Source organism: Virgibacillus halodenitrificans, assembly GCF_001878675.1.
In the GTDB taxonomy this organism is placed as follows: domain Bacteria; phylum Bacillota; class Bacilli; order Bacillales; family Amphibacillaceae; genus Virgibacillus_Q; species Virgibacillus_Q halodenitrificans.
Window position 1 is genome coordinate 2,379,346 of the sequence record NZ_CP017962.1, and the last position, 26,342, is coordinate 2,405,687.

Annotated in this window: 31 protein-coding genes and 1 riboswitch; of the genes, 12 read left to right on the forward strand and 19 right to left on the reverse strand. The window is 36.2% G+C overall.

All coding sequences use genetic code 11. The features are described 5' to 3' along the window. Positions 1-624 precede the first annotated feature (624 nt). Complete coding sequence (locus BME96_RS12345) at positions 625-1,794, forward strand: MalY/PatB family protein (protein ID WP_071649186.1); 1,170 nt, start codon at positions 625-627, stop codon at positions 1,792-1,794. Positions 1,795-1,831: 37 nt separating this feature from the next. Here the strand turns inward: BME96_RS12345 and BME96_RS12350 are convergent, their stop codons facing one another. Next, entirely contained in the window at positions 1,832-2,407 is a 576-nt protein-coding gene (locus BME96_RS12350) for a superoxide dismutase family protein (protein ID WP_060679852.1), read from the reverse strand. A 205-nt stretch (positions 2,408-2,612) separates the two neighbouring features. Beyond that, complete coding sequence (locus BME96_RS12355; RefSeq protein WP_060679851.1) at positions 2,613-2,810, reverse strand: hypothetical protein; 198 nt, start codon at positions 2,808-2,810, stop codon at positions 2,613-2,615. Between the two features lie 118 nt (positions 2,811-2,928). On the opposite strand from BME96_RS12355, the gene kapB reads away from it, so the two are divergent. Further along, the gene (gene kapB, locus BME96_RS12360; RefSeq protein WP_019378620.1) at positions 2,929-3,321 is read left to right on the forward strand and encodes a kinase-associated lipoprotein KapB; all 393 of its coding nucleotides are present in this window, start codon (positions 2,929-2,931) and stop codon (positions 3,319-3,321) included. Positions 3,322-3,433: 112 nt separating this feature from the next. Here kapB and BME96_RS12365 read toward each other — a convergent pair whose 3' ends face one another. Further along, entirely contained in the window at positions 3,434-3,697 is a 264-nt protein-coding gene (locus BME96_RS12365; protein WP_019378621.1) for a phosphocarrier protein HPr, read from the reverse strand. Positions 3,698-3,908: 211 nt separating this feature from the next. On the opposite strand from BME96_RS12365, the gene deoD reads away from it, so the two are divergent. Both deoD and BME96_RS12375 read left to right on the forward strand, forming a co-directional pair. Next, positions 3,909-4,616: a purine-nucleoside phosphorylase gene (gene deoD, locus BME96_RS12370; RefSeq protein WP_071649187.1), complete on the forward strand. Its 708-nt coding sequence runs from the start codon at positions 3,909-3,911 to the stop codon at positions 4,614-4,616. 597 nt (positions 4,617-5,213) lie between these two features. Further along, positions 5,214-5,687: a divergent PAP2 family protein gene (locus BME96_RS12375; protein WP_071649188.1), complete on the forward strand. Its 474-nt coding sequence runs from the start codon at positions 5,214-5,216 to the stop codon at positions 5,685-5,687. A gap of 161 nt (positions 5,688-5,848) precedes the next feature. Here BME96_RS12375 and BME96_RS12380 read toward each other — a convergent pair whose 3' ends face one another. From BME96_RS12380 to BME96_RS12390, 3 genes are all read right to left on the reverse strand, one after another. After that, a complete protein-coding gene (locus BME96_RS12380) occupies positions 5,849-6,538 on the reverse strand; it encodes a 3D domain-containing protein (protein ID WP_071649189.1) in 690 nt (229 codons plus the stop codon). 288 nt (positions 6,539-6,826) lie between these two features. Further along, positions 6,827-7,138, reverse strand: a complete 312-nt coding sequence (locus BME96_RS12385) for a YuiB family protein (RefSeq protein WP_060679843.1) — start codon at positions 7,136-7,138, stop codon at positions 6,827-6,829. Between the two features lie 96 nt (positions 7,139-7,234). Next, a complete protein-coding gene (locus BME96_RS12390; RefSeq protein ID WP_071649190.1) occupies positions 7,235-8,452 on the reverse strand; it encodes an NAD(P)/FAD-dependent oxidoreductase in 1,218 nt (405 codons plus the stop codon). Between the two features lie 300 nt (positions 8,453-8,752). Here BME96_RS12390 and BME96_RS12395 point away from each other — a divergent pair, with 300 nt between their 5' ends. After that, on the forward strand, positions 8,753-9,739 hold the full coding sequence (locus BME96_RS12395) for an NAD(P)/FAD-dependent oxidoreductase (RefSeq protein ID WP_071649191.1): 987 nt from the start codon (positions 8,753-8,755) through the stop codon (positions 9,737-9,739). Positions 9,740-9,820: 81 nt separating this feature from the next. Here BME96_RS12395 and BME96_RS12400 read toward each other — a convergent pair whose 3' ends face one another. The 3 genes from BME96_RS12400 to BME96_RS12410 all read right to left on the reverse strand — a co-directional run bounded on the left by BME96_RS12400 (position 9,821) and on the right by BME96_RS12410 (position 11,558). Then, positions 9,821-10,177, reverse strand: coding sequence for a HesB/IscA family protein (locus BME96_RS12400; protein WP_019378628.1), 357 nt, complete (start codon positions 10,175-10,177; stop codon positions 9,821-9,823). 66 nt (positions 10,178-10,243) lie between these two features. Further along, complete coding sequence (gene dapF / locus BME96_RS12405; protein ID WP_071649192.1) at positions 10,244-11,104, reverse strand: diaminopimelate epimerase; 861 nt, start codon at positions 11,102-11,104, stop codon at positions 10,244-10,246. A 130-nt stretch (positions 11,105-11,234) separates the two neighbouring features. After that, entirely contained in the window at positions 11,235-11,558 is a 324-nt protein-coding gene (locus tag BME96_RS12410) for a YuzD family protein (protein ID WP_071649193.1), read from the reverse strand. A 155-nt stretch (positions 11,559-11,713) separates the two neighbouring features. Here BME96_RS12410 and BME96_RS12415 point away from each other — a divergent pair, with 155 nt between their 5' ends. Continuing rightward, on the forward strand, positions 11,714-11,938 hold the full coding sequence (locus BME96_RS12415) for a NifU family protein (RefSeq protein WP_019378631.1): 225 nt from the start codon (positions 11,714-11,716) through the stop codon (positions 11,936-11,938). Between the two features lie 37 nt (positions 11,939-11,975). Here BME96_RS12415 and BME96_RS12420 read toward each other — a convergent pair whose 3' ends face one another. Together BME96_RS12420 and BME96_RS12425 are read right to left on the reverse strand one after the other, a co-directional pair. Then, positions 11,976-12,941, reverse strand: a complete 966-nt coding sequence (locus BME96_RS12420; protein WP_071649194.1) for a 2-hydroxyacid dehydrogenase — start codon at positions 12,939-12,941, stop codon at positions 11,976-11,978. A 26-nt stretch (positions 12,942-12,967) separates the two neighbouring features. Then, positions 12,968-13,942 (reverse strand): protein kinase family protein, encoded by a 975-nt coding sequence (locus tag BME96_RS12425; RefSeq protein WP_077358369.1) that lies wholly within the window; start codon positions 13,940-13,942, stop codon positions 12,968-12,970. A gap of 88 nt (positions 13,943-14,030) precedes the next feature. Here BME96_RS12425 and BME96_RS12430 point away from each other — a divergent pair, with 88 nt between their 5' ends. Beyond that, the gene (locus tag BME96_RS12430; RefSeq protein ID WP_019378634.1) at positions 14,031-14,549 is read left to right on the forward strand and encodes a phosphatidylglycerophosphatase A family protein; all 519 of its coding nucleotides are present in this window, start codon (positions 14,031-14,033) and stop codon (positions 14,547-14,549) included. Positions 14,550-14,737: 188 nt separating this feature from the next. On the opposite strand, the gene BME96_RS12435 is transcribed toward BME96_RS12430, so the two are convergent. The 3 genes from BME96_RS12435 to BME96_RS12445 form a co-directional block, all read right to left on the reverse strand. After that, the gene (locus BME96_RS12435; RefSeq protein WP_071649195.1) at positions 14,738-15,511 is read right to left on the reverse strand and encodes a TIGR01457 family HAD-type hydrolase; all 774 of its coding nucleotides are present in this window, start codon (positions 15,509-15,511) and stop codon (positions 14,738-14,740) included. A 79-nt stretch (positions 15,512-15,590) separates the two neighbouring features. After that, positions 15,591-16,226, reverse strand: a complete 636-nt coding sequence (locus tag BME96_RS12440; RefSeq protein WP_019378636.1) for a helix-turn-helix transcriptional regulator — start codon at positions 16,224-16,226, stop codon at positions 15,591-15,593. Positions 16,227-16,230: 4 nt separating this feature from the next. Further along, entirely contained in the window at positions 16,231-16,674 is a 444-nt protein-coding gene (locus BME96_RS12445; protein WP_019378637.1) for a DUF86 domain-containing protein, read from the reverse strand. A gap of 117 nt (positions 16,675-16,791) precedes the next feature. Between BME96_RS12445 and BME96_RS12450 the strand changes: the two genes are divergently transcribed. From BME96_RS12450 to BME96_RS12460, 3 genes are all read left to right on the forward strand, one after another. Beyond that, the gene (locus BME96_RS12450; RefSeq protein ID WP_060679829.1) at positions 16,792-17,061 is read left to right on the forward strand and encodes an SAV0927 family protein; all 270 of its coding nucleotides are present in this window, start codon (positions 16,792-16,794) and stop codon (positions 17,059-17,061) included. An 11-nt stretch (positions 17,062-17,072) separates the two neighbouring features. Continuing rightward, on the forward strand, positions 17,073-18,506 hold the full coding sequence (locus tag BME96_RS12455; protein ID WP_060679828.1) for an amidase: 1,434 nt from the start codon (positions 17,073-17,075) through the stop codon (positions 18,504-18,506). 210 nt (positions 18,507-18,716) lie between these two features. Further along, a complete protein-coding gene (locus BME96_RS12460) occupies positions 18,717-18,989 on the forward strand; it encodes a hypothetical protein (protein WP_019378640.1) in 273 nt (90 codons plus the stop codon). A gap of 33 nt (positions 18,990-19,022) precedes the next feature. Here the strand turns inward: BME96_RS12460 and BME96_RS12465 are convergent, their stop codons facing one another. Then, positions 19,023-19,295, reverse strand: a complete 273-nt coding sequence (locus tag BME96_RS12465) for a YutD family protein (protein WP_019378641.1) — start codon at positions 19,293-19,295, stop codon at positions 19,023-19,025. Positions 19,296-19,421: 126 nt separating this feature from the next. On the opposite strand from BME96_RS12465, the gene BME96_RS12470 reads away from it, so the two are divergent. Together BME96_RS12470 and BME96_RS12475 are read left to right on the forward strand one after the other, a co-directional pair. Continuing rightward, entirely contained in the window at positions 19,422-20,003 is a 582-nt protein-coding gene (locus BME96_RS12470; protein ID WP_071649196.1) for a YhcN/YlaJ family sporulation lipoprotein, read from the forward strand. Positions 20,004-20,160: 157 nt separating this feature from the next. Further along, positions 20,161-21,084 carry a M23 family metallopeptidase gene (locus BME96_RS12475; protein ID WP_051002323.1) on the forward strand — a complete coding sequence of 308 codons (924 nt, stop codon included), beginning with the start codon at positions 20,161-20,163 and terminating at the stop codon, positions 21,082-21,084. A gap of 62 nt (positions 21,085-21,146) precedes the next feature. Here BME96_RS12475 and BME96_RS12480 read toward each other — a convergent pair whose 3' ends face one another. From BME96_RS12480 to yunB, 4 genes are all read right to left on the reverse strand, one after another. After that, positions 21,147-21,254, reverse strand: coding sequence for a methionine/alanine import family NSS transporter small subunit (locus tag BME96_RS12480; protein WP_019378644.1), 108 nt, complete (start codon positions 21,252-21,254; stop codon positions 21,147-21,149). 1 nt (position 21,255) lies between these two features. Next, the gene (locus BME96_RS12485; RefSeq protein WP_071649197.1) at positions 21,256-22,791 is read right to left on the reverse strand and encodes a sodium-dependent transporter; all 1,536 of its coding nucleotides are present in this window, start codon (positions 22,789-22,791) and stop codon (positions 21,256-21,258) included. A 772-nt stretch (positions 22,792-23,563) separates the two neighbouring features. Then, on the reverse strand, positions 23,564-25,123 hold the full coding sequence (locus BME96_RS12490; RefSeq protein WP_071649198.1) for a Na+/H+ antiporter NhaC family protein: 1,560 nt from the start codon (positions 25,121-25,123) through the stop codon (positions 23,564-23,566). Positions 25,124-25,281: 158 nt separating this feature from the next. After that, a riboswitch (Lysine riboswitch) is annotated at positions 25,282-25,463 on the reverse strand. Between the two features lie 66 nt (positions 25,464-25,529). Next, complete coding sequence (yunB, locus tag BME96_RS12495; protein ID WP_019378648.1) at positions 25,530-26,306, reverse strand: sporulation protein YunB; 777 nt, start codon at positions 26,304-26,306, stop codon at positions 25,530-25,532. Positions 26,307-26,342 lie beyond the last annotated feature (36 nt).

Consider the following 26,342-nt stretch of genomic DNA (forward strand, 5'->3'; position numbering starts at 1 on the left):
GTATTCCCCCTGTAGGCAAAGCGCTAAGCGCTTTGCTTTTTTTTATGTTTGAAATAAAGATTCTAATATAAGTTAAGGTCATTCAATGTTTCGCAAAATAGATAAACTACGACGTAACTAAGAATATAGAGGCTGCGTAAATTGCCGCTACGGGGAAATATTCCGCTTCGCTACTATTTCCTATTATATCTACGAAAAAAATTGCGTTCGCATACACCCAGAATGTGCTGTGTACAAATTGATTGTAGTGGAGGGCGGCGACTCCTACCGGAATAGCATGAGCTGAAGACCCTGGACGGAGCTTAGCGGAGGAAGCGGCTGAGGCCATGCCGGGCGGCAAAGAAGACACTGTGAGGTTACGAACAGATGTCGCGCTTGTACCCGGAGGTGTGAAAGCGTCCGCATGCAACGAAAATCAATGGGGCACTTCTCCTCAAATATTTCACTGAGTTTTTCATCAATAAATTTACGTCGCATTTTACTCCTACTAAGAATGAACGAAATACGTTTGTACCCCACATTTGCTATAGAACCGAAATAAAATTACGAGACAAGTTCTACAATCACTCGATAAAGATAATCTTTGTTATAATAGAATAAAATAAAGTACTATGAGGTGAAATTATGAGTTTATTTGATACAATTCAGGACAGACTGCATACACGGTCAGTAAAATGGGATATGCGAAAGGCAGTATTTAGCACAGATGAAGTTCTACCAATGTGGGTAGCAGATATGGATTTTAAAGCTCCACAGCAAGTATTGGATGCGCTAGTGAGCAGAACGGAGCACGGAGTTTTCGGTTACACAGCAGTTGATCAAGATGTGAAGGACTCTATTGTAAATTGGTTAGATAAACGCCATAATTGGAAAATCAATGATGAGTGGCTATCCTTTAGTCCAGGGGTGGTAACAAGCTTACATATGGCAATACAGGCTCTTACAAACCCAGGAGACAAGGTGATTATTCAAACACCTGTATACACGCCTTTTTTCAATGTTATTAACAGTCATGACAGACAGCTAGTCAAGAACCCACTTACTTATAAAAATAATTATTACACTATTGACTTTGAAGACCTGGAAGAAAAAATGAAGCAAGGAGCAAAAGCACTCATTCTTTGTTCTCCACATAATCCAGTGGGTAGAGTTTGGGCGCGTGAGGAACTTGAACGTATTGCTGATCTTTGTATTAAACATGAGGTTATCTGTATTGCTGACGAGATACACGGAGATTTAACTTTATCCGATAATAAGCATATCCCATTTGCATCCATATCAGAAGAGATAGCAGACATGACCATTACTTGTATGGCACCAAGTAAAACATTCAACTTAGCAGGTTTACAAGCTTCATATATTGTTACTGCAAATAAAGAAATGCGCGAGAAAATAGATGCCTGTTTTAGCAGCCAAGGACTAGGCATGTTAAACACAATGGGAAATGTAGCATTGGAAACAGCATATCTTCATGGAGAGCAATGGCTGGATGAATTACTGGAGATTTTAGAAAGGAATAGAAACTACGTCGTTGAAATGTTCGAGAAACATAGTACTGGACTAAAAGTAGTTCAAACAGAAGGTACTTATCTACTGTGGATTGATTGCAGTAATCTAAACATGAACCCAGAAGAATTAAAGGAATTTATGATCAAGAAAGCAAAAGTGGGACTAAATCCAGGGGCTTCTTATGGAGTAGAAGGAAATCAATTTATGCGAATGAACATCGCCTGCCCTAAAGCTACATTAGAAGAAGGAGTTAACCGTTTAGTTAAGGCAATAGAAGCAAACTAATCTTAGCCACCATGGATATGTCCTTGGTGGCTATAAATTATTCTTCTTGTTTCTCATTAAACTGAGTGGGGTCAGTTGGTGACCCAGAATTATCTTCGGAACCCGGATCCGTTTTAATTTCCCCACAGATAATTCTCGCACCTGTATTACCAGCAGGTTGACTTACCCCGTCATCTTTACCTTCGTCTACCACAAGTGAAGTACCCTCACCAGTCAATATCGATTTCTTTCCTTCAGATAAAGTAGCGCCAGCCAGCATCAATTCAGCATCAACTAGCCCTCCTGCATCCGCCTCAATGTTTGGTAAATCACCTAAATGAGCTCCTTTTGGATGCATTAAACCATGCTCTTTTCCTTCAGGATTAAAGTGACTACCTGCACTCTTGAAATCAGGCCCCTTGCAAGAAGGATATTCGTGTACATGGATACCATGCAATCCTGGAGATAAACCTTCTAACTTTAATTTAATACTTACTCCATCCGGTTTTTCGCTTATCTTTGCATTACCGACTAAATCGCCATCAGCATTATACATTTCTACTTCTCTAGTTTTGTCTGGATTACTTTGGCAGGAAACCAAGAGTAAAATAAATACTATGATAAAAAGTCTCATAAAATGAACCCCTTTTAACTACTTTCTGTTAGTATTTACAACTTGCAAAAGGATAAACGTACAAAAACCAAGATATATGTTACTAACCATTCACCTCGTATTGTTCGACAAGAAAAAATAACTGTATTGAAAAATTTCTTTAGTCAATCTTCCTGAATCATTAAAAATCCAGCTACATATTAGACTTAAATAAAAAAACCCCATTTTAAAGGGGGTTTTTTTCTTGATCAGAATTATTATTTAGTTGATCATTGTATCTTTCATTAAATGATTTTTCATCTTTTTTTGACTTTTTATAAATCAAGTACATAACAACTCCAGCAGCAATCATGAAGATGGTTAAAGAAATAATTGCTGGAATATATTCTGATTTATCTTCTGGAAAATAAAGAAATGGCATCATTAATTTCACGTCCTTTAATCACAGTATAACAAATCATAATTTTATTCGATACAGACATAGCTAAATATTCGCTAATCTGTGACATTTTTGGCAAAATAGAATAAAAGGAGGTTTTACGATGGCGGAAGTTGAAATAGGAGCCAATGTAAAAGCACATTATAATTCTGGAACATACATAGGAACGGTCAAAGAAGACAGGGGCAATCGCTACCTTATCGAGGTACACGCAGTGCTCAAGCATCCCTTGCAAGGAGATATTCACCATCCCGGCGAAGTTGAAGGAGTATTTTTCCATGAACGAAAAGCGTTAGCCCCTCATGAAAAAATGAATGTAAAAAAACCAGCTGTTCATCCTTACAATGATATTATTCCTGAATACAATGAATCTTTACGCGATGCTGTGAATGTATATAAAGAAAAATTATGCAGTAAGGATAATGATTTCAATAACAAAGCTTACCATACTTTAACTGAATTAGAAAACAAATATTATAAGGATAAATATTATTAATTAAATGCTTATTAGTTTTTGTTCAAAAATAAATTTAAAGTAGCTCAGCTCTTTGAATTATCGCTATAAAAAAATTAAAAAGCTAGAGGCCCCCTCTAGCTTTTAGTTACTACTATTCGCCTAAATGTTCTTTTATTACTTCAGCAACACCATTTAATGCTTCTTCTTCGTCACTGCCATTTACTGTAATTTTAACTTCTGCCCCTTTTGGAATTCCTAAGGACATTACGCCCATAATGGATTTAAGGTTTACTGTTTTATCATTGTAGGTTGCTTCCACTTCAGACTCAAATTGACCAGCTTTATTAACTAGTAAAGTAGCCGGACGGGCATGGACACCTGTTTCCGCTGTAATTGTAAAAGTTTGCTCTTTCATACTTTATCATCCTTCCAGTTTATTAACTATGTACCAATTATCTTAGTACAATTTAGTGTATTTGATTAGTTTAACCAATTATATTATATACTATATGATAGTGATTTTGAAATGAAAACACATGGACGTTTGACTAAACTCACAATAATTGTCTTTCGCCAGGCATTGTGATAATTTTAATGTAGCGATAGTTTATAAGGAGGAATATAATATGAGTGTACATATTGGAGCAAAAAAGGGCGAAATAGCTGACAAAATATTATTGCCTGGTGATCCATTAAGGGCTAAGTATATAGCTGATACTTTTCTTGAAGATGTATCAAAATATAATGACGTACGAGGAATGTATGGATTTACAGGGACATACAAAGGAGAACGGGTATCCGTTCAAGGAACAGGGATGGGAGTTCCGTCCATATCCATTTACGTAAATGAGTTAATTCAAAGTTATGACGTTAAAAAGTTAATTCGTGTAGGAACTTGTGGTGCTATTCAGAAGGACGTAAAAGTTAGAGATGTTATCTTGGCGCAAGGGTCTACTTCCGATTCTCAAGTGAACAAGATGGTTTTCGATCACATTGATTATGCTCCCCTTGCAGATTTTGACCTTCTGAAAAAAGCATATGATGTTGGTCAGGAAAAAGGGATGAATTTACGTGTAGGTAACGTATTTACAAGCGATACGTTTTACCGTGATAATGGTAAGGAAATAAATGAATTATTGGCTAGTTATAAAGTACTTGCTGTTGAAATGGAAACAACAGCCTTATATACACTCGCAGCGAAGTATGATCGCCAAGCTCTTTCCGTGCTTACTGTTTCTGACCATATCTTAACAGGTGAAGAAACAACAGCCGAAGAACGTCAAACAACTTTTAATGAAATGATGGAAATCGCATTAGAAGCTGCAATAAAATAGTAGTTATTCCAGAGGAACAGCCAGAAATAGGCTGTTCCTCTTTGCTTCTATTGAAAATGTTGAGGTACAAACGTTATTTCGTACATTCATAGTAGGAGGGAATTGCGAACTAGTGTGGACTATCAGCTGCAGAGAGAAGCAATACTCCGAAGAATGAGATAATCGGCACAGAACGAGATAATCCGCAGAAAAGTGAATTAATCGGCTGCAGAGCGAAATAATCCGCCGGAGAATAAATTAATCGGCTGCAGGGCGAAATAATCCGCCGGAGAATAATTTAATCAGCTGCAGAGCGAAATAATCCGCCGGAGTGCAAATTAATCGGCAGGAGATCAAGATAATCCGCCGGAAACATTCGCAAACTAGCTATAGTTTGTTCACTATACGTTATTTTCTAAACGGTTATTTGCAAACACACAAGTTAGTTCGCAGTTCATCTATTTTGCGAATCATTACTTAAACACATCATATATATTATAACTCATTATGCCAAATGGCTATTGGTTCCTCAAAAGTTGCATAATTGTTATACGATATACCTTTTCTTATGTTAATATTAACTAACTACAATCCTTTAGGAAGGAAGGATGCTCAAATATGGATGTATTGATGAATTTCCCTCTCTTATCAGCATTAACTGCTATTATCTTTGCACAGGTTGTAAAAATTCCAATTAAACTTGTTGTTACAAAAGAATTTCGCCCTGGTCTTGCCTTTAGTACTGGAGGTATGCCGAGCAGCCATTCAGCTGCGGTTGCTGCTTTAACAACAAGCGTGGGAATTATGGAGGGCGTTTCTTCAACCATGTTTGCTGTTTCATGCGTTTTTAGTATTATTATTATGTTTGATGCTTCAGGTGTGCGTAGACAAGCTGGAGAACAGGCTATCGTATTAAACCAATTGATTAAGGACTTTCAATTATTTGTAGATGGAGCCAAGGATTGGAATCGTAAGAAGGAATATGAAAAAAGGCAGGAATTAAAAGAATTATTAGGACATCAACCGATTGAGGTTTTTTTGGGTGGCCTCTCTGGCGTGGCAATAGCCTTTTTACTATATCAACTTTATTAGCATAATCTCGATATCAAACTAAAGAAGATTATTTTAAACCGAATTTTTCGGTATAGATCGCACCATTTCCATAAAAAATCCGAACGGAAATTCATTAGAAAATGAATCAGTTCGGATTTTTTAATTATTAATATAATATGGTTTTAGGCTTTTAAAATCATTTACTCTTGAATAAACTGTTGTCTAAACACTTGTAATGCTTCATTTTCATTTAATTTGTTTAATGTTTCTTCAGTTAGTGAACCATCGCCTTCTTCCAAAATGTATACATCCAGCTTTTTCTTTCCCCACTGAGAATATACGTCTTCAACAGAATCATAAAATAAATCTATTTTATTCCCATTAATAGCGCTTCCTTTATCAGCTACTACCCCATAGCCATATCCAGGTATATACATAACTGTCCCAATTGGATATACATTTAAATCCGCTGCGATCGTAGAGTATAAGTCCCTTTTTACTTGAACGCCTGAAAAGGTTATGCCGTATTCCGGGTGGTCTGGTGTTTTTCCAGTTGATTCCACTCCTGCTGTATAGCCTGTTGCTACTACAGTTGCCATCGGGTATTTTGAAAAGTCTACTGCTTCCTCAATTGAAGATGGCCCACTGATTTGTTCACTTGAGATATATCGTTTGTCTTGTTGAATATAATTTAATTTTTTCTCTTGAAGAGAAATTTGTTTGTAGCTTGCAGGTGAACCAGCTTTAGCTGCGGTAAACAAGGAAGTTTTTTCAACCCATTTCTCTATATCTGATAAACTTACATTTGAGATTGTAGTAACTGTAACAAAAAATGCAATAAGTACCAACGTTATCATGCTCGCTCTTCTCATCATTTTTTTTACTTTCATTAATAACACCTCTCTGGTAGTAAACCTAATTTATCATCCGTGCATATAGCTTTATATCTTAATAGTCTGCAGATAAGGAAGCTGACAGCTGCACATAATGACAAGTAATCTTTTCTACCAACTAAGCATTACCAATTAATTAAAAAATATACAACATTATTCAAAATTCTTTGTATATCACTAGATTTTTTTACTTTATAAACCTAAAAAGATCCCACTGGGAACCAATCTCCAATGGGATCTTTTTGAAAAAAGTATAAATTACAGGCTGAAAACCATATGCTAAATTTAAAACATTTGGTATCCGCTTTTTCTTAAAACTTTAATGACAATTCCTGAAACAATTGTACCTGCAAAACCTGCTGATAATATAACGATATCCACAGGTGTAACGTTCATTAATCTTGTTGCCGCTTCTGAAAAAGCTTCTCCAGGATGTTTAATATATTCTGCTGTACTTATATCATCCACGATCATAACTACAATAATTGGATAGATAAAAGCCATTAACCATGTTTTTCGGAGCAACATATTTAAAATAAAGGCAATTCCAAAAAATATTACAAAGTATAATAATACCGACACTACCAACTGAATCAAAACGGTATCTCCCTTCACTTCCAAGTTCTTTATCCAACTACATTTTATATGAAATACATAAAAAAGCAAAGACTGTTGTCTGTCTTTGCTTACTTCTTAATAAAAGAAGTTAAACTTCCCTTTCTTTATCAACAAACTAAAACCGCCCAACTTTAATAAATAGCGGTTATCTATAATCTTTTTAAGTACAGTAGCTTTCCAACCATAAAACTTATATTTATTATTTAAAATTCCTACCGCATCATTTTGTCCTAATGAAGCAACTGTTCCAAGTATACTTGGCTCAAAAGACTCTAAGTCCTCACGTCTTAGTAATGCCTTAATATTGTGTGCCACAATATCTGATTGCTGAATAGCAATTTGTGCTGTAGGTGGATACGGTTCGCCGTTTTCTGGGTTTATAATCAGTGCGCAATCCCCAATTACAAATACATCCTTGTAATCGGGAGTACGCATATCACTAAGCACTTCTATTTTACCCTTGTTAGTAGTAAATCCTGATTTTCCAACAATTGAATTCGCCCGGACACCAGCAGCCCAAATAGTTGTGGCAGTTGATACATGGATTGTTTTATTGTTTTTTTCAATAATTACCTTATCTGGATGGCATTCTTTGACCAATGCTCCTGTTAAGAACTCTACCCCTCTGGCTTCTAAAGAGTTCATAGCATATTCAGATAGTTGTGGATCAAACCCTGGAAGAACAGTTGATGACCCTTCAATATTAATGATTCTAACCAAGTTTTTATCTATATCATATTCTTTACAAAGTTCTGGTATTCTGTTGGCAATCTCTCCAAGGAATTCAATTCCTGTAAATCCTCCGCCGCCAATAACAATATGTAATAATGCAGGATCCTTTTCTTGCTGCTCGCTATATTTTGCAAAATTGTACTCAATATGTTCCCTTAACAGTCTGGCATTTTTAATATTACCTATGGAAAAAGCGTTTTCTGCAAGCCCAGTAATCCCAAAAGTAGCTGCTTCGAATCCAAGACCTATAACTAATATATCGTAACTTAACTCAACTTCACTAAGTTTGACTTTCTTTTCTTCCGGTTTAATCAATATAACTTTATCTTGAATAAAGTTAACTTTTTCCTGATTAATAATATTTCTTATAGGGATCCTGGTTCGATCATGATGCAATGTACCTGCGGCATTTTCATGGAGCCAGGTTGTTTGGTAATGGTAGTCATTTTTATTAACTAACGTAATCTCTGCTTCATTCATATTTAATGATTTTTGAAGCTTAATTGTTGTCATTATTCCCCCATAACCAGCACCTAATATTACTATATGTGGTTTTTTCATAATATCCTCACTTTCGTTTTCTATGATTAGATATACTATTAAATAGATTAAGATCCATTTGTTGGCTCTAATGACAATAAATTGTAATCTGTTTGATATGAAATGGTAATATAATACCAAGGATAATAGTAGCCTCTTTAGTAGTATTTTTCAAGCAAAATTTTTAGTTTCCACATTTTACTTCTCTCGTCTTAAACTGAATGAAAATATATTGTGCATTATTATTCAAAATAACCCGTTTTATGATACTATGAGTAAGATGGTTTATAGTTTAATTAATAGAATTGGGGGGTAACAACCTTGTCTGAAGAAGTATTTGATGTCACCATCATTGGTGCAGGGCCTGTAGGTTTATTTACTGCCTTCTATGGTGGTATGCGCCAAGCAAGTGTGAAAATCATTGAAAGTTTACCACATACCGGAGGGCAATTAACTGCTCTTTACCCTGAAAAGGATATATATGATATTGCAGGTTTTCCAAAGGTTCGCGCTCAGGAGTTAGTTGATAATTTAGAAGAGCAAGCTAACATATTTAATCCTACTATCATCCTTGAACAATCCATAGAAGAAATTGAAAGAATGTCGGACGGCTCCTTTAAGCTAATTTCCAACACGAAGGAAATCCACTATTCAAAAACAATAATCATTACGGCTGGTAACGGGGCATTTCAGCCTCGCAGATTAAACGTAGGAGAATGTGATCAATTTGAAGGAGTAAACCTACATTACCATGTAAAGGATATGAATCAATATAAAGGACAAAATGTAGCTTTATTAGGCGGTGGCGACTCTGCTGTAGACTGGGCGCTTATGCTTGAACCAATTGCCAATAAGGTCACATTAATCCACCGACGGGATAAGTTTAGAGCACATGAACACAGTGTTGAGAAGCTGATGTCATCGAATGTAGATGTATTAACACCCTATGTACCAACAGATGTTCAAACTAGTGACAAAATTGATCGGATTGTATTGGAAGAAGTAAAAGGAGAAAACAAAGTTGAGCTGGAAGTAGATTCAGTCCTTTGTAATTACGGTTTTGTTTCCACACTAGGACCTATTAAGAATTGGGGTTTGGAAATAGAAAAAAACAGCATTGTCGTTAATTCAAAAATGGAAACTAATATTCCTGGAATTTACGCTGCAGGAGATATATGCACCTATGAAGGAAAGGTAAAATTAATTGCAACAGGATTTGGTGAAGGTCCAACAGCCATTAATAATGCTAAACAGTATATTGATCCTAAAGCACGGATTCAGCCAAAACACTCAACAAGTATGTTTTAACTCAGAGCTTACCATTCATAGAGACACAGATTCATTCACAATAGAAAAAGCTGTCGATCAAAATTGATCGACAGCTTTTTATTAACAATTCTCTGGTACTCCTTCTCTATCTTTAGCCCTAAACGAAGAACCACAACCACATGAAACAATAGCATTGGGGTTATCAATACTAAAACCCCCACCCATCATGTTTTGCTTGAAATCAATAGTAGTTCCTTCCAAAATAGGAATATCTTGGTTGAAGAATACTACTGGAATCCCATTAATTTCTTCAACACTATCTAAATCTTCATTAATATTATATTCAAAGCCTAATGAATAGGATAGTCCACTGCAACCACCGCCTTTTATTCCAAAACGTAAGTGAGCACCTTCTGTTTCTTCTTTCATCATTTCCTGAATCTGCTTTCTCGCATTATCAGTTATCGTAATAACCATCTCAGATTTCCTCCTTCTCTAGGATTGGTTACCTCCAAGTATACAAACTAGAAGCTATAATATCAACTAAGGCATTCTATAATGATAGACACCCGAAGCAATTACTTCTGCGTCTCCTGTCATCCACACCTTCCCATGATGATCCCATCTGATTTTTAAATCCCCTCCCTGCAGATGGACAGTTACCGGTTCACCTTTTCTCAGATGGTGGTTTAATACTCCCGCAACAACAGCAGCACATGCGCCAGTACCACATGCCTGTGTCACGCCAGATCCTCGCTCCCAGACACGGAAATTAACTTCGTTTTCAGAGATTATTTCTACAAATTCCACATTTACTCCATTAGGAAACCGGGAATCTTTTTCTATCAGCGGACCTAAATCATATAAAGGGGCATGTTCTATATCTTCCACGAAAAACACAGCATGTGGATTTCCCATGGAAAGAGCGGTAAGCTTCAATTCCTCCTCCGATATAAGGAATGGTTCTGCCACAACTTGATCAGCTGCTTTTCCTAACATAGGTATAGATGCTCTCTGTAATTCTGGATCTCCCATGTTAATTGTAATTTCCTTAACAACTTGATCCTTTACCATTACTTCTGCTTCTACGATGTTTGCCTTTGTTTCCATTGTGAATTTTTGTTTATCTATAATACCAGATTCGTAGGCGTATTTCGCAGTACAACGCAGACCATTTCCACAGCTCTGCCCCTCAGAGCCGTCTTTATTAAATATTCTCATTCCTACATCCGCCTTTTTGCTTGGATGAATTAATATTAGACCATCTGAACCAATTCCTGTATAAACATTAGATACAGCTTTGGCAAGCTCAGGCAAAATAGTTTCGTCCAGTTCATACGAAAATAAATCGATATATATATAATTATTCCCTAAGCCATGCATTTTTGTAAAAGGTATTTTCATATGTTTGCCTCTCTCATTTAAAATTATTTTCAATTTAAATTGATTATGGTCCTACAAGTTTTAAATAGTATGGTAACATAATGTGCTTCGCGTGATTAAACATGACTTTTATAGTGAGCTTGCTTTTCACTTATGATCTTACTGTTAAACCGTGGTTATCTAAATGTTGGTAAATTGTTTTCAAGCGAGGTATTCCTTCTGCTACCAATTCTTCATTTACAAATACAATTGGGTAGAATAGATCTTCTTCCTCTATTCGCTGAATGAATAAGAAATCCTTTTCGTTATTTGTTGGTTTATTTATATCTACATATTTATATTCCACTCGTCCATCTTCGTATTTTCTCCCAATAGCTGCTTGAAGCCATTCATAGGTATCTTTTGATCCAGGTGCCCCAACACAGCTAGCACAAATTTGTTCAGCTCCATATATTGTTATTTTAATTTTATTCATGCTAAAACAACCTCCCCCACCATAGTTACTTTTATTTTACAAAATCTCTAAATAAAGATAAAATAAAAGTGACTATTTTAGGGAATTTATATTTTGAAATAGATTTTTTAGCTAATCCGTTTTATAATATATATATGGAAAGGAGAAGATGGATAATGCAAGAGCAAGTACAAGAAGTGTTAAATAAATTGCGTCCATACTTACTACGAGACGGTGGAGATGTTGAATTAATCGATGTAGATGAGAATGGCATTGTGCTTCTTCGTCTAATGGGAGCTTGTGGCAACTGTCCAAGTTCGACAATTACATTGAAAGCTGGTATCGAACGTGCTTTAATGGCAGAAGTTCCTGGAGTAACTGAAATCGAACAAGTATTTTAATATAAGAACAGGCAGATAACTATCTGCCTGTTCTGTTTTAGTTTACAGGTGTGAGAGGTGCTTTTTCCTCCAAAACATTGGCAATATTTTTCAAGCAAAGCTCGATCATTGCTGTTCTAGTTTGAACAGTAGCCGAACCTATATGTGGAAGGCAAATTACGTTCTCCAACTCCAGTAAAGGGTGATTACTACTTATTGGTTCTTGCTCGAACACATCTAAGCCGGCAGCTTTAATTTCCCCTGCCTTTAATGCACAGTATAAAGCATTTTCATCTACCACTGCTCCCCGGGAAATATTAACAAAAACTGCTGATTCTTTCATTTTCTCAAAAGCTTCCTTGTTAAACAGGTTATTGGTTTCCTTTGTAAAAGGAACTACTGAAATTACAAAATCAGATTGAGAAAGAAGTTCATCCATTTGTACATAACTCGCCTGTAATTCTCTTTCAGCTTCCCGTTTACGTTTTCTATTATGATACAAAACAGTCATTCCAAATCCTTTTGCCCTGCGAGCTATAGCCTCACCAATTCTCCCCATTCCTACAATTCCAAGTGTTTTATTATGAACATCCGTACCAGCCAGAAGAAATGGCGCCCAATTTTTCCACTGACCATCTTTTATATACTCGGCAGCCTCATTTAATCGACGAGCAGTTGCCATCATCAATGTAAAGCCTAAATCAGCAGTTGATTCACTTAGTACATCTGGAGTGTTGGTTACGATCACACCCATTTCCTTTGCATAATTAATATTAATGTTATCAAAACCTACGGCCATATTTGCTACAACTTTTAATTGTTTTGATTGATTTAAAACAGATTGATCAACTTGGTCACTGAGCACGCAAAGCAACCCATCGACCTGCTTCACTTCCTTTTCCAGAACTTCTCTTGGGACGGGTTCTTCTTCTTTTTCCCACATTCTAATATCGAATACATCTTTGTAAGATTCCAGTAATTTTCCAGGAACCTTTCTAGTAATGAATATTGTTGGCTTTCTCAATAAGTTCGCCTCCCTTTGAGGTCTAATTATAACCAGTGTAACACAGGAAGACGAAGAGTATTAATATCTGTACCTGCCATCTCATACAAATTTTTTAAAAATGATTCATAATGATCCTGCCCATATAGAAGATTCTCTAAATCATTTGCGTAGTCATCAGGATTTTCACTTGTAAAACCAGTATCCATACAATCAAAAATGTGAACAGGGTATAAAAGCCTTGCATACAATAATCTCCAACTGAAGACGGACAATGGTCTCATTGCTTGGTATTCATGAAGAAATTTAGAAACATCTTGGTGTCCTTGTCGATTTAGTATCATATAGCGTATTTTTTCAGCTAAGTCCCTCACAGGGTGATCGTAAACCAGGTCAGTCGGCCACAAAAAAGGCCGTTCCAACTGATCATAATATCTATTAAATGTAATGCTGCCCTGGTCGTTTTCGTGGAACCTTCTTTCTTGTTCCGACTCTTGCATGTATTGAATCGCATTCTCAGATACTCCGATAATATATGGTAAGGCATCATTAACAATTTCATTCCATTTAGAATAAGATGATGAAGTCGTTGTCTCTGCTTTTTTTTCAAAATATGTTAACTTATTTATCCATAATGTTCTCCATTGACCATAACTAGAGATGGTTTGTGGTTCATAATTATACGTTGTACCAAGTTGATGAAATTGGGCCAAGTCCTCTCCTCCTGCTAACCTGCGACTCCAATCATTTATTTTTATTTGAAGTACAATGTAAGCTGACTCATTAAGAGAGGTAAACCATTCACCCTGTACATTAGGAATTGGAATTGCTATGTAGTCAGAAAATTGTTCAGCAAGAAAATAAGCGAGCGTAGCTTGTTCCATATGAATAATTTCCTTGTTTTCAGCAAAAATGATAAAATAAACATATTCACCCTTTTTATATCCTTTAATATTATCAACCATTATAGGCTCTTCACTGCGAATTCCATATTGTTCAAAAAGTAATTGTTCAAATGACAAACGGATCTCCCCCTTTATACGTTTTATTACTAGTATATGGGTTAAATAAATATTATTAACTAATGATTGAACAGGAAAGGTGATTAATTTGGATAAAAACACGAAACAAAGTGAATTAGAAGTTAAGGCGAGGCAATGGTTAACGGAGCGTGGAGTTGGCATTGATGACATTGCTGAACTTGTATATTATTTACAGTCTAAATACCATGATAATCTAACACTCGATGTCTGTCGCCATAACGTGGATCGAGTATTAACGAAAAGAGAGGTTCAGAATGCTATCTTAACCGGTATTCAATTAGACGTGTTAGCAGAGCAAAAGAAACTGCAACAGCCTCTCCAAAAAACAATTGAAATAGATGAAAGTTTGTATGGAGTTGACGAAATTATTGCATTGTCTATTGTTAATGTTTACGGTTCAATCGGATTCACTAATTACGGTTATATAGATAAACAAAAACCAGGGATTTTAAAGAGGTTAAACGATAAGTCTACAGGAGAGTGCCATACATTCCTAGACGATATTGTTGGTGCTATTGCTGCAGCAGCTTCTAGTAGGCTGGCACATGGAACAACAGAAGATATGTTAATAGATATGGATAATTAAAAAAATGAAAAATAGGCTGGGACATAGCTTAATAATGCTATTTTAAAGATGAAAGTTTCTATAGTGTGGAACAATTCGCTCAGGAGAAACGTTTCTCTATTATAACAAAAAAATCCGAACCATGATTTGTTAGTTGTACAAATCGGTTCGGATTTTCAATGTATAAAAGTCTATTGTCTCGACTCCTGTTAAATTCTTTCAATCCATTCTGACAAATTGTCTACTTGGTGGGTCGGCAAACGATCTTTTTTTGATAATTGTTCTCTTGTGGTTACTCCAGTAAAGGCCATTAGCGTATCCATACCAGCATTCATTCCAGCTAATATATCTGTATCGTAATTGTCCCCAACCATTAGGGTTTCTTCAGGCGATAAGTTTATTATAGATAATGCTTCGTCCATAATAACTGTTTCCGGCTTCCCTATAAAAGTGGGCATCTGCCCTGTACTAACTGTTATTACTGATGTTAGAGCACCATTACCCGGTAACAATCCTCTTTCGTCTGGTATGACAACATCACTATTTGTGGAGATAAATGTAGCTCCATTTTGTATGGCCAAACAAGCATTTGCGTATTTTTCATAATTAATTTGCCGATCTATACCGACTACCACGAAGTCATATTCTCTATCTGAATACGTCTCCAGCCCCTCTTCTTGCAGCGCCTTGTTAATCCCAGTTTCTCCAATTACATAGCAGTTCGCGTTTTGTTTTTTATTTTTAATATATTTGGCTGTAGCTATGCTTGTTGTAACCACATGCTCGGGAGTAGAGTATATCCCTAGGTGATTAAGTTTGTCTGACACTTCTTTCTGGGTTTTAGAAGAATTATTTGTAATGAATAAATATGGCAATTGCTTCGTATTTAACATGTCAATAAATTCCACTGCTGCAACAATTGGTTCTTCTCCACGAAACATCGTTCCATCTAAATCAATTAAATATCCTTTATATTGTTTCATCTGATATCCTCATTCCTGATTTATATTTCTTAAATACTTCAAAATTAGCTTATACAAGATTGCAAAAGGAAGGTGCTTATCACCTTCCCTTCGGTTTTTTTAATGTCCACTTACAATAATTATGTCCATTTGTGATATAGGACTCTGCTTTAACTTCGCTTGTCGGAAAAAGTTCATTAAAGACTTCCTTCTCGTTATTGCATACTTGACCATAGGCCGAAGCAATATTTGCAATGGGGCAATTAAAATTAATAATTTCATACCCTTCTTCTGTCTTATGGACTTCAACCATATACCCTTTTTCGTCCTGTATTTTAGCAACTTCAGAAACCTTTTGATCAAAGGATTCTATCAATTCCAGTTTTGAATCAAAATACGCCTTTTCCCTTTCCATACGTTTCTTTAAAACTGCATTTACTGCTTCTTGACCATGTACTTCCTCTAAGTCTTGTAACAATTCAAGAGGTAGTTTTTCATATTGGTTTGGAAAGGTTGCATGGCCTTTTCTTGTAAGTTCATACGTGTAATATGGCCTACCCATCTTTTGCTTTATTGTATTCTTCCTTACAAATCCTTGCTGCTCCAATTCATGCAAATGTTTCCTAACTGCTATTTCGGATATATCGAAAAACGACATCACACGTGTCATTGAACATTCTTTATCTTTCTTTAAGATATGGAGTAACTTTTGTTTCGTAGTATGCCGCTTATTCATAACATCACCTTTTTTCATTAGAAAAAGCATTAGCTACATTTAATTCATTATCCAGATACTCTCGAATGTGTTTACTGAATTGGTCCAGCACTGCTCTGTTGTCATGGAAAACGCTATTAAGTGCTTCTTGATTAGAGTTTGTATATTCATTAACAAGTTTTTTCCTTAATCTGATAAACGTTTTATAATTATTTTCTTCCTCTGCTGGTAGTACTTTTTCGTCAATTAGTATATCAATAATGTCATCATAACTTCCTGGGTCACGCATAATAAAACCATCAATCATCATGTTTCCAACGTCTAAAATAGATTCAATCAATACTTGTACTGCTCGCTCAAATCCCAGATTTTCCAAATATGAATTTGGTTTACTATTTTTTACTTCGTTTAATATGCTGTCCATATAATTAAGTATCTCTTCTATTCTGCTTCTATCTACAAAATACATTTGAATCCTCCGTTCTCTTAATCATAATTATATCATATCATATAACGCATGATTATAAGGAAAAAACGTGATATAGTTAAGGAAATGTAAATATTCAGGTAAGGAGCGTGTCACCTTATGAGTGAAGAATTTGAACTGCTAAAGGACGAAGTAAAAAATAAAAAAGTTAGATATATTAGTTTTATGGGAAATTTACAACGTTACGATTTTGCTTTTATGGAAAATGAAGACGATCCTAGTAAGGTAGTAGTTATTTATCTACAAAAAAATCGGTTTGGTATTATTGGAAAAGAAGAGTTAAGAAACAAGGGACACCTTGAACATATTTTTCATGAGACCCAAATGGAAGCAGACGAAATTCGTAAGTTTTTGAATGAGATCCTTTAGGAGGATGAATTATGTCCACATTGTCGGTGAAAGAAAAGGAACAAATTCTTTCTGCAGATACCGTAGAGCTGGTAAATAAATTTAATAATAAAGAATTGACCAGTGTTGAAATTGTATCTACATATATTGAACATAACAGAAAAGTCAATCCGGAAATAAATGCGATTGTAGAAGAGCGCTATGAAAAAGCATTAGAAGAAGCGAAAAAAGCAGATGATAGAAAAACGAGCGGATTGTTACGTGGTATACCAATAACTGTGAAAGAGGCCATCCATGTCAAAGAAATGAAAACGACTGGGGGGCTTGAACAGCGACAGGACCTAATTGCCAGAGAAGACGCAAAAGTTATTAGAAAGTTAAAAGAGTCAGGCGCGATCATTTTGGGCAAAACCAATACACCTGCACTTTGTTTTTGCCAGGAAACAGAGAACAAACTTTATGGGCGAACAAATAATCCATGGGATGTAAATCGCACTGCGGGAGGCTCAAGCGGTGGAGAAGGAGCAATTTTGGCTACTGGAGGAGCTGCAGCTGGTATCGGCTCTGACATCGGAGGGTCAATTCGATTTCCTGCACACTTTAATGGAATAATCGGCTTTAAACCGGGTATGAATCAAGTACCCACAAAAGGACATTTTCCTTCCGTGCTACATCCATTGCAGGAAAGAATGCTCTCAATTGGACCAATGGGAAAATCGGTAAGGGATATGGAATTTATTTATAGTATTCTGGGTGATGAAACCTTTGGCACAAGGTACCTTCAAGATTTTAAAATCGAAATCTTACCTGGCAACAACAGTTATCCTTTATCTGGAGAGCAACATGTTCTGCTTGACCAAATCGAGGAGACGCTTTCAAAAACTTATTCAACTCGACGTTGTGTACCACCATATTTAGAAGAAAGTGCCTTATTATGGCAGGAAGTCATGTCAATAGAAGGCAGTAAACCGATAGAGAAAGCTGCTTTTAACAATGTACGTTCCAATGTTTACTCAGCCTTCCTGAGAGAGAAGCTTACACAGCGGACCAACATCCACCCATACTTATCATGGGCTATTATAGGTTCTAAACTTTTTAAACCTTCTGCTGGGCGGATTCGCGAAATACATGAAATAATCAAAAAGGGAGATCAGATGCTGGAGGAGTACCTGCAACATCGACTATTGGTTTTCCCAGTCTATCATAAAGGTGCCTTACCTCATGGGAAGGTTTACCAAGAAATATTCTCTATAAGAAAATCATTTCTTCAATATATGCCATACGTTGCATATGCCAATATATGGGGTCTCCCATCTTTAACTATCCCTGTTGGCAAGGATGAAAATAATATGCCAGTTGCTATTCAAATTATGAGTATAAATGGAAATGAGGATGCCATATTCCGGCTCGGGAAAATTATTGAAAAGAAATTTAGAGGCTATATCAGATGCACTAGATATGAATAATCGTTGCCGTTCATGCATAACAGCATGAGAAAAGCCCCAAAAATTATATACCCTTCTTCAAATATTAAAAAGATGCTGCAAACCACTTTAAAGTTTGTAGCATCTTTTTAATATGAGTGCATAAAGCCTTTTAAAACGTTCTGTTCTTATGTAATACGTTGTATAGTTCTAATAAATATAACAAAAGATAATATCAGGGAGCTGATTAAGTTGAAGAAAAATGATAAAAAATACTCGGATTTTTCTAATGTGAAGCGACTGAGAAATGAATTGATCCCCGAAGAATTTCCTGAAGGAACATATGGCTCTTCCATCGGGAAGGAAGAACCTGTTTTTAGTAAATCCACTCCTTGGGAAGAGGGACAATACCGTGGAAGTGCATTTGTATATCCTGATAAAGAGCAACATGATGACTTACCAAGACAAATGCCACAATCCCATCCTCTCCATGATGAATCTGGAAAGCCACGAGAGGAGGAGTAATTGTTTTTAAGAACAGTTACTCCTCCCCCTTTTCTATTTTTGTTTTTTCAGAACAAAGTAAGCACAGCCAAAATTGCAGTATTCATACAAATAATCATCCAAAGTACTGATTTTAGAATCCATAGAAGCTTTTTTATTTTGGTCTGCATAGAAGCCCTTTAATCTTAGCTGTTCATAACCCCAATCCCCTACAATATAATCATATTTAGATAAGATATCCGAGTATCTCTCTACTAAAGCTTCCTCTTGATAACCATTTTTCACATTCTCAATTAATTCATAGTTCTTGCCCTGTATTTCAATCATTATGTCACCCCACTTAACCTATGTACAGTTTACCATACTACCTCTTCGTGAAACCACTCTAAATTAGTGTATGAATTTCTGGCTTCATTACACACTAATAAAGAACATAAACAAAGGAGGAAGAACATGATGAAAAGAAAACTGTACTGGAGTTTTATACTGGCTACTTTTGTAATCACTGGTTGTGCCAATAATGATAATGCAATGAATGACAGAGAAGACATTGTTAATGAAATGGATCCGTCGACTGAGCTACAAGCTCCACGAGACCAGGAATTAAATGATCGTTTAGGTTATGTACGTTATACAAAAGACCAGTTAGAAAATAGTGACGAAATTAACCATACAGCTAAAATGGATCGTACAGAAATGGCCAATATGATTACCAAAATGATACTTCGTAGCGATAACTTTAACGAAGTAGCGACGCTAGTAACAGACAAAGAAGTTCTTATTGCTTACGAGTTAAAACCGGAAGCACAAAAGGAATATGCCGCAGATATAGCCAAAAAAACAGCAATGTCAGTAATGCCACGTTATTTCGAAATTTATGTTTCTGATAATGAAACACTTATACAAGATATCCATAGTCTCCATAATTCCAATTCATCTGAACGAAACGATTTTGACAACACGATAGATACTATTATAAAAGAAATGAAAAAATCACCGCAGGGTCTGAAGCAAAATAATATGGAAGAAAAGTAAGATCAATTTGTCAGGACTAATGGTCTCATTGGTCCTGCAATATTACATAAATATATATAGTATAGGATATTTCCTTTAGGCAAATATAATTATAAGTTAATTACTTATTAAAGGGTGGATTACTTTGCAATTAAAAATTATTTCAATCTTCATATGTATGTTGATTCTATATCCTTATTCACCAAAAGACGCTTTTGCCGCCGAGTCAGATATTTATGAGAAAAGAATGGCCTTGTTTAAAAAAACAGAGGCAATCTCTCAAATACCGTGGTATTACTTTGCAGCAATGGATAATTATGAGAGGAACATTCAAAAGGAAGATAACGATCAGTTAATTTCTATTTCTTTTGATCCTGAAATTTGGTTTGGTCCTGGAAACAGTCTAATGATTCAGGATGAAAAGATAATCACTTTTTTTCAGGGCAAAGGAAAAGATGGAAATGGTGATAATAAAGCCGATCCGGGTAATCCTGAAGATATCTTACACACGATGGCTAATATGATTCTTGAATATGGACCTTCAAGAGATGATATTCGAATCGCTCTATGGAATTTTTACCAAAGGGACTTATCTGTACAGACTATCATGAATACTGCAAAAGTATTTAAAAAGTTTAAGGACATTAATTTAACAGATCGAGATTTCCCTGTATCAATGAAATATAACTATAGTTATAATAACACATGGGGAGATCGCAGAGGTTTTGGAGGATTGCGTATCCATGAGGGGACAGATATATTTGCGAGTTACGGTACTCCTGTGAAATCAACTACATATGGTGTAGTTGAATTAATGGGATGGAATCTTTATGGTGGATGGCGTATCGGCATTCGTGACATTTATAATATATATCACTATTATGCACATATGAATGGTTATAGTGAGGATTTAAAGGTTGGCCAAGTTGTGAAACCTGGCGATGTTTTAGGGAGTGTTGGTTCAACTGGCTACGGGCCTCCAGGCACTTCAGGTAAGTTTCCACCCCACCTTCACTACGGAATGTACAAAGATAATGGTCATAGTGAATGGTCTTTTGACCCTTACCCTTATTTAAAAAAATGGGAACGAATGGCAAGATAACAAAGTAGCATTACTCTTTATAAAGAATGAGCCTTTACCAATGAAGGTAAAGGCTCTTCTGATTACTTTGCTTCCTTAGCTTTCTTTACAGCATGCATGATACTAGCAGCTAAGCCTCCCCATATAACAACAATCCCTAGAATCATAACGAAAATAGCTCCGCCAGTCATATTATTTTGCCTCCCTAGTTTCAGATTCTTCATTAACCTGAGATGAAGATTTCCACTTGATGGTTGCCATAATGATACCCGCAACTAAAGCACCTGCTGCAACAGCCCATCCTCCAAACGTTATAAACATGTCTGGATAACCTTCATAGTTCCCGTTATCTGTCGCAAATTCTTTTAATATATTTTGCTTAAATAATCCAAACATCATATAGCCTAATACAATAGGAGTTATAAACTTTAAGCTAAATGACCACCATGATCCCAAACGTATATCGGAAATTTCATTAGCGTGTAACTGAAGACTTTTCACTTCGCGTAAAATCCAAGCAATTAAGACTACTTCAACCAAACCAAGCATTGCGACACCAAATTGGTTGATAAAATAGTCAGCTGCGTCAAGGAAGAATAAACCACCCTGTGTAGCGAAGAGAAGAGAAATTACGGCAGCTGTTCCTCCTCCAAATAATACTGCTTTTGTTCTGGAAATTTTAAATTTATCCACAAGACCAGCTACATAGGTTTCGGTAATAGACATTAACGAGGTTAACCCCGCTAAAACTAAGGATGCGAAGAACAAGAAACCGAACAGCCCATTTAGTCCAGGGAATTCATTAATAATAGCCGGGAATACCACGAAAGCTAATCCAACTCCTCCAGCTACTACTTCATCTACTGCAACTCCTGATTGAGATGCCATAAAACCAAGTACAGAGAAAACCCCAATACCAGCAAGTAACTCAAAGCTGGAATTTCCAAATCCAGTAATAAATGCGTTACCGGTTATATCTGACTTCTTAGGTAAATAACTGGAATAAGTGATCATAATCGCAAAAGCAATGGATAAACTAAAGAATATTTGCCCATAAGCAGCTACCCATACATCCGGTTGCAAAATCTTTGAAAAATCAGGAGCGAAGAATGCCTGTAATCCATCAATAGCTCCAGGTAAAGTAATAGCACGAATTACGATAATAAGAAAAATAATTACTAACGCAGGAATGAAAATTCTATTAGCTATCTCAATTCCCTTTTTAACACCTTTAAACAATATACCTAATACTACTACCCAAACGAGAATTAATGGAATGAGTACTCCAGGTACAAAACTACCTGTTTGACCAGGGTCTACAGATAAGTTTAGATACTCATTAAACAAAAACCCTTCTGTGTCTGATCCCCAATTAAGGTTAAAGGAAAATACTGAATACGACATTGCCCAAGCAATAATAACAGCATAATAGGTAGAAATAACAAAAGATACTGCTACTGCCCACCAACCAACAAATTCAGACTTTTTATTCATTCGTTTAAATGTTAGCGGTGCGGAACCCTTATACTTATGTCCCATCGTAAATTCCATGATGAGTATTGGTATACCTGCAGTTAACAGCGCAAATAAGTAAGGGATAAAAAATGCTCCTCCCCCGTTCTCATAAGCAACAGCAGGAAACCTCCAAATATTTCCCAGTCCTACAGCTGAACCAACTGCTGCAAGGATGAAACCAGCTCTTGTCCCCCATTGTGAACGTGTTTCCATGTAATGACCTCCTCTGTAAGTTTTCCTTATTACAACCAATTATATGTGTAGTTGTTCAAAGGAATGTTTAAAATGTTTACTTTTTTCTGATATTTATGCTTGTATTATAACGGTACTTTTAGACTATGTCAAAGGATTGTTTAACTTTTCTAATAAATGGAACTTTTTATATAATGTTTTTGGGGAGGAAATGCTTTTTTCTGAATATTTAATTGATATAATTAACTCTTACACTTCATGTATTGCAGAGTTGGAGGAAAATGCGAACTAGTGTAAGAAAAATTAATAGCATAGCGGAGGTAATGCCGGAGAACAAATTAATCGGCAGCAGAGCAAGATAATCCGCCGGAGTGCAAATTAATCGGCAGGAGATCAAGATAATCTGCCGGAGAGCAAACTAATCGGCAGCAGAACGAGATAATCCGCTGGAGAGCAAATTAATCGGCAGCAGAGCGAGATAATCCGCTGGAGAGCAAATTAATCGGCAGCAGAATGAGATAATCCGCCGGAGTGCAAAATAATCGGCAGGAGAACGAGATAATCCGCCGGAGAGCAAATTAATCGGCAGGAGAACGAGATAATCCGCCGGAGACATTCGCAAACTAGCTATAGTTTGTTCACTATACGTTATTTTCCAAACGTTCATTTGCAAACAACCAAGTTACGTCGCATTTTATCTATATGTGAATTACTTTAGGGCACAAACCATTTAATATTCCTAAACAACTATTCACACAAAAAAACATTCTCCCAAAAGGAGAATGTTTTTTAATTACTCATCAAATAATTTTGTTTTAACTAAGAATTGCAGCAGTAAGCAAATACCAATAATTACTGCAAAGGTTATAATCAAAGGCAGAACTACTTGGTTTAGTGTACCAATCAGCAAATAACCAACACTAGCAGCAACGGCAACAATAATTGCATATGGCAGCTGTGTTAATACATGATCTATATGGTTAGCTCCTGCTCCGGTTGAAGAAAGGATTGTTGTATCTGAAATTGGTGTACAATGGTCTCCAAATACGGAACCAGCCAAAACAGCAGCCAAGGTTGGCAGTAGTAAATCCATATTCGAAATGGATGTTACCTCCGCAGCTATTGGGAGCATAATTCCAAATGTTCCCCAGGAAGTTCCTGTGGCAAGTGCCATAATCCCAGCAATAATAAAGAACAAAAATGGCAGTAAACTTGGACTGATAGAAGCACTTTCAACTACACCAGCAAGGTATTCACCAGTTTCAAGAGTACCTATTATCGAACCGATCATCCATGCTAAAAGCAAAATGTAAATTGCCGGAAGCATTGTTTTTATACCTTCTATAATTATCTTCATGGTATTAGCTTTAGGCTTACTCTGTTGAAGATGAAATAGAAGATTTGTCAATACAGCAATTAGCCCTCCTGTAAACAATGAGAGGTTTACATCTGTGTTCGCAAATATTGTTAAGATATTAACAGTGCCTTCCGTATTATTTATTCCTGTGATCACCATCATTAGTACAGTCGCTATAATCAATACTCCAATAGGTGTTAAAAGATGAAACACCCTACCGTTTTCATGTGGTTTGAATGTATCTCCTAAGTCCCCAGGGATATTATCTTGATTCGGATCATAAAGCTGGCCAGTTTTTATGGCACGTTGTTCATGTGTCCGCATTGGTCCAATATCCATTTTAAAATATGCCACTACAAACACCAGCAATACGGCTCCAAGGGCATATAAGTTAAATGGAATCATTTTTATAAATGCTTCTAAAGGAGCAATATCAGTTATTCCATTGGCTGCGAATAACCCACCGAGAATACCAATTATATAGGCTCCCCAGCTTGAAATAGGAGATATAACAGTAACTGGAGCTGAGGTAGAATCAATAAAGTAAGCAAGCTTAGCCCGTGAAACTCGATGACGGTCCGTAAGTGGTCTTGCAATTTGTCCTACAGCAAGGCTATTAAAATAATCATCTATAAATATAATCAGACCCAATACAGCGCTCATTAATTGTGCGCCCTTGCGTGTTTTCACTCTCTGAATCATCCAGTCTCCAAAGGCTCTACTCCCTCCGGATGCCTGCAAAAATGCCGTCATTATGCCTAATAATAATAGAAAACTAAGTAAGAGTATATTTCCAATATTCAAGGATCCTTCTGATACAAAGATTTCGTAAAAAATAAACCAAATTTCTTTCACCATTCCAAATAGATTAAAATCATGAATAAACAATGCTCCAACAATAATCCCGGCCCCAAGTGAAATTAGCACTTTTCGTGTCAGTAAAACAAGTACTAACATTAATAGAGCTGGGATGATGGAAAAAATGGTCCCTTCCATAGATACTACCTCCGATTTTTTGTTGTGAATATGCATAAAGATAGTGAACTAGCTATGAATGGACGCGTATTCTTGTTTCTTAATGCAAAAATAAGCACAAAAAAACAATGATAGAAAATAACCTATCATTGTTTTTACAATATACGTTATCCTCCATTTCGATCAGTAGTTCTCCATGCACACTCCATCTTGCTGCATGACAGTACATTTCTTATTCAAAAATGTACCAGCTATAATAAGGTTGACACTTATTATGCTTCGGCAAACAATCCTTCTACCAACAATCACAGTTGTCATTCTCTTGCTGGCTACTCATATTGTTTGCGCCTCTACCTCACCGATCTGATAAGGTTTAATATGCAATTATACATTTGATTATAACAAGTATGTTACATTTGTACAAGTCTTACTTTCTATCTTTTGGTACTGAAATGGTCGGCCCTTCCCCACCACCGCCTCGATTATAAAATTCTGGTACATCTCCCATAATAACACGGGAATCAATAAACACTTTTGTACTTATTACTTTTGTTGAAGTAGTGAAGGGTACTACGATCTGTGTATTCACTGTTACCGGAACATAAATTTCAAACAGAGAAGCATTTATACCAAACTCTCTCATTTCATACATAATATCTGACTGGATACTCCCCACAATTTCAAAATGAACAGGTATCTTTGGGCCTAAATTAGCAAGAATCGTGCTACCTGTTGCTTGGCCAATAGGTATCTCCACAACAGTGGGATCTTGATCTGCTAATTCAGCAGGGGTGTCTCCATATTGAATTGGATCTAATTCAGGATCGTCTGTATCCAAAGTTTCTCCTTTATTCATCCCGTATAGAAAGTATTCAGCTTTTTCAGTGCTTTGCCTAAGCACTCTATTTACAATAGAAGAATTCCAACCAAGCTGAGCAACATTGCCACTGTTATCCATGCTCATACTTACAAGATCTTCAAATGTCATACTTTCTGTAGACTTTACTGCTGCATTAATCGTACGAGTGGCAAACTCGGTTGTCTTTTCTTCTGCTATTGCCATTAAAGGGGGTTTAATTCCCTTATCAATAATTATAATACTTACAATAATAGCCGCCAAAAATAATATACTAGTCACAGCAAAAGCAAGTTTTGCTGGAGAAGCTGTTCTAGTTTTACCAAGCTGTCTTCTGCGTTTCAACACAAAAAAACACCTCCTGTACAAAGCTTATGCTTGTAT

Bases quoted from the DNA above. Each gene is read 5' to 3' on its own strand.
- BME96_RS12345 (WP_071649186.1), top strand. From the start codon at position 625: ATGAGTTTATTTGATACAATTCAGGACAGACTGCATACACGGTCAGTA.
- BME96_RS12350 (WP_060679852.1), bottom strand. From the start codon at position 2,407: ATGAGACTTTTTATCATAGTATTTATTTTACTCTTGGTTTCCTGCCAA.
- BME96_RS12355 (WP_060679851.1), bottom strand. From the start codon at position 2,810: ATGATGCCATTTCTTTATTTTCCAGAAGATAAATCAGAATATATTCCA.
- kapB (WP_019378620.1), top strand. From the start codon at position 2,929: ATGGCGGAAGTTGAAATAGGAGCCAATGTAAAAGCACATTATAATTCT.
- BME96_RS12365 (WP_019378621.1), bottom strand. From the start codon at position 3,697: ATGAAAGAGCAAACTTTTACAATTACAGCGGAAACAGGTGTCCATGCC.
- deoD (WP_071649187.1), top strand. From the start codon at position 3,909: ATGAGTGTACATATTGGAGCAAAAAAGGGCGAAATAGCTGACAAAATA.
- BME96_RS12375 (WP_071649188.1), top strand. From the start codon at position 5,214: ATGGATGTATTGATGAATTTCCCTCTCTTATCAGCATTAACTGCTATT.
- BME96_RS12380 (WP_071649189.1), bottom strand. From the start codon at position 6,538: ATGAAAGTAAAAAAAATGATGAGAAGAGCGAGCATGATAACGTTGGTA.
- BME96_RS12390 (WP_071649190.1), bottom strand. From the start codon at position 8,452: ATGAAAAAACCACATATAGTAATATTAGGTGCTGGTTATGGGGGAATA.
- BME96_RS12400 (WP_019378628.1), bottom strand. From the start codon at position 10,177: ATGGTTATTACGATAACTGATAATGCGAGAAAGCAGATTCAGGAAATG.
- dapF (WP_071649192.1), bottom strand. From the start codon at position 11,104: ATGAAAATACCTTTTACAAAAATGCATGGCTTAGGGAATAATTATATA.
- BME96_RS12410 (WP_071649193.1), bottom strand. From the start codon at position 11,558: ATGAATAAAATTAAAATAACAATATATGGAGCTGAACAAATTTGTGCT.
- BME96_RS12415 (WP_019378631.1), top strand. From the start codon at position 11,714: ATGCAAGAGCAAGTACAAGAAGTGTTAAATAAATTGCGTCCATACTTA.
- BME96_RS12435 (WP_071649195.1), bottom strand. From the start codon at position 15,511: ATGAAACAATATAAAGGATATTTAATTGATTTAGATGGAACGATGTTT.
- BME96_RS12440 (WP_019378636.1), bottom strand. From the start codon at position 16,226: ATGAATAAGCGGCATACTACGAAACAAAAGTTACTCCATATCTTAAAG.
- BME96_RS12445 (WP_019378637.1), bottom strand. From the start codon at position 16,674: ATGTATTTTGTAGATAGAAGCAGAATAGAAGAGATACTTAATTATATG.
- BME96_RS12450 (WP_060679829.1), top strand. From the start codon at position 16,792: ATGAGTGAAGAATTTGAACTGCTAAAGGACGAAGTAAAAAATAAAAAA.
- BME96_RS12455 (WP_060679828.1), top strand. From the start codon at position 17,073: ATGTCCACATTGTCGGTGAAAGAAAAGGAACAAATTCTTTCTGCAGAT.
- BME96_RS12465 (WP_019378641.1), bottom strand. From the start codon at position 19,295: ATGATTGAAATACAGGGCAAGAACTATGAATTAATTGAGAATGTGAAA.
- BME96_RS12470 (WP_071649196.1), top strand. From the start codon at position 19,422: ATGATGAAAAGAAAACTGTACTGGAGTTTTATACTGGCTACTTTTGTA.
- BME96_RS12475 (WP_051002323.1), top strand. From the start codon at position 20,161: ATGTTGATTCTATATCCTTATTCACCAAAAGACGCTTTTGCCGCCGAG.
- BME96_RS12480 (WP_019378644.1), bottom strand. From the start codon at position 21,254: ATGACTGGCGGAGCTATTTTCGTTATGATTCTAGGGATTGTTGTTATA.
- BME96_RS12485 (WP_071649197.1), bottom strand. From the start codon at position 22,791: ATGGAAACACGTTCACAATGGGGGACAAGAGCTGGTTTCATCCTTGCA.
- BME96_RS12490 (WP_071649198.1), bottom strand. From the start codon at position 25,123: ATGGAAGGGACCATTTTTTCCATCATCCCAGCTCTATTAATGTTAGTA.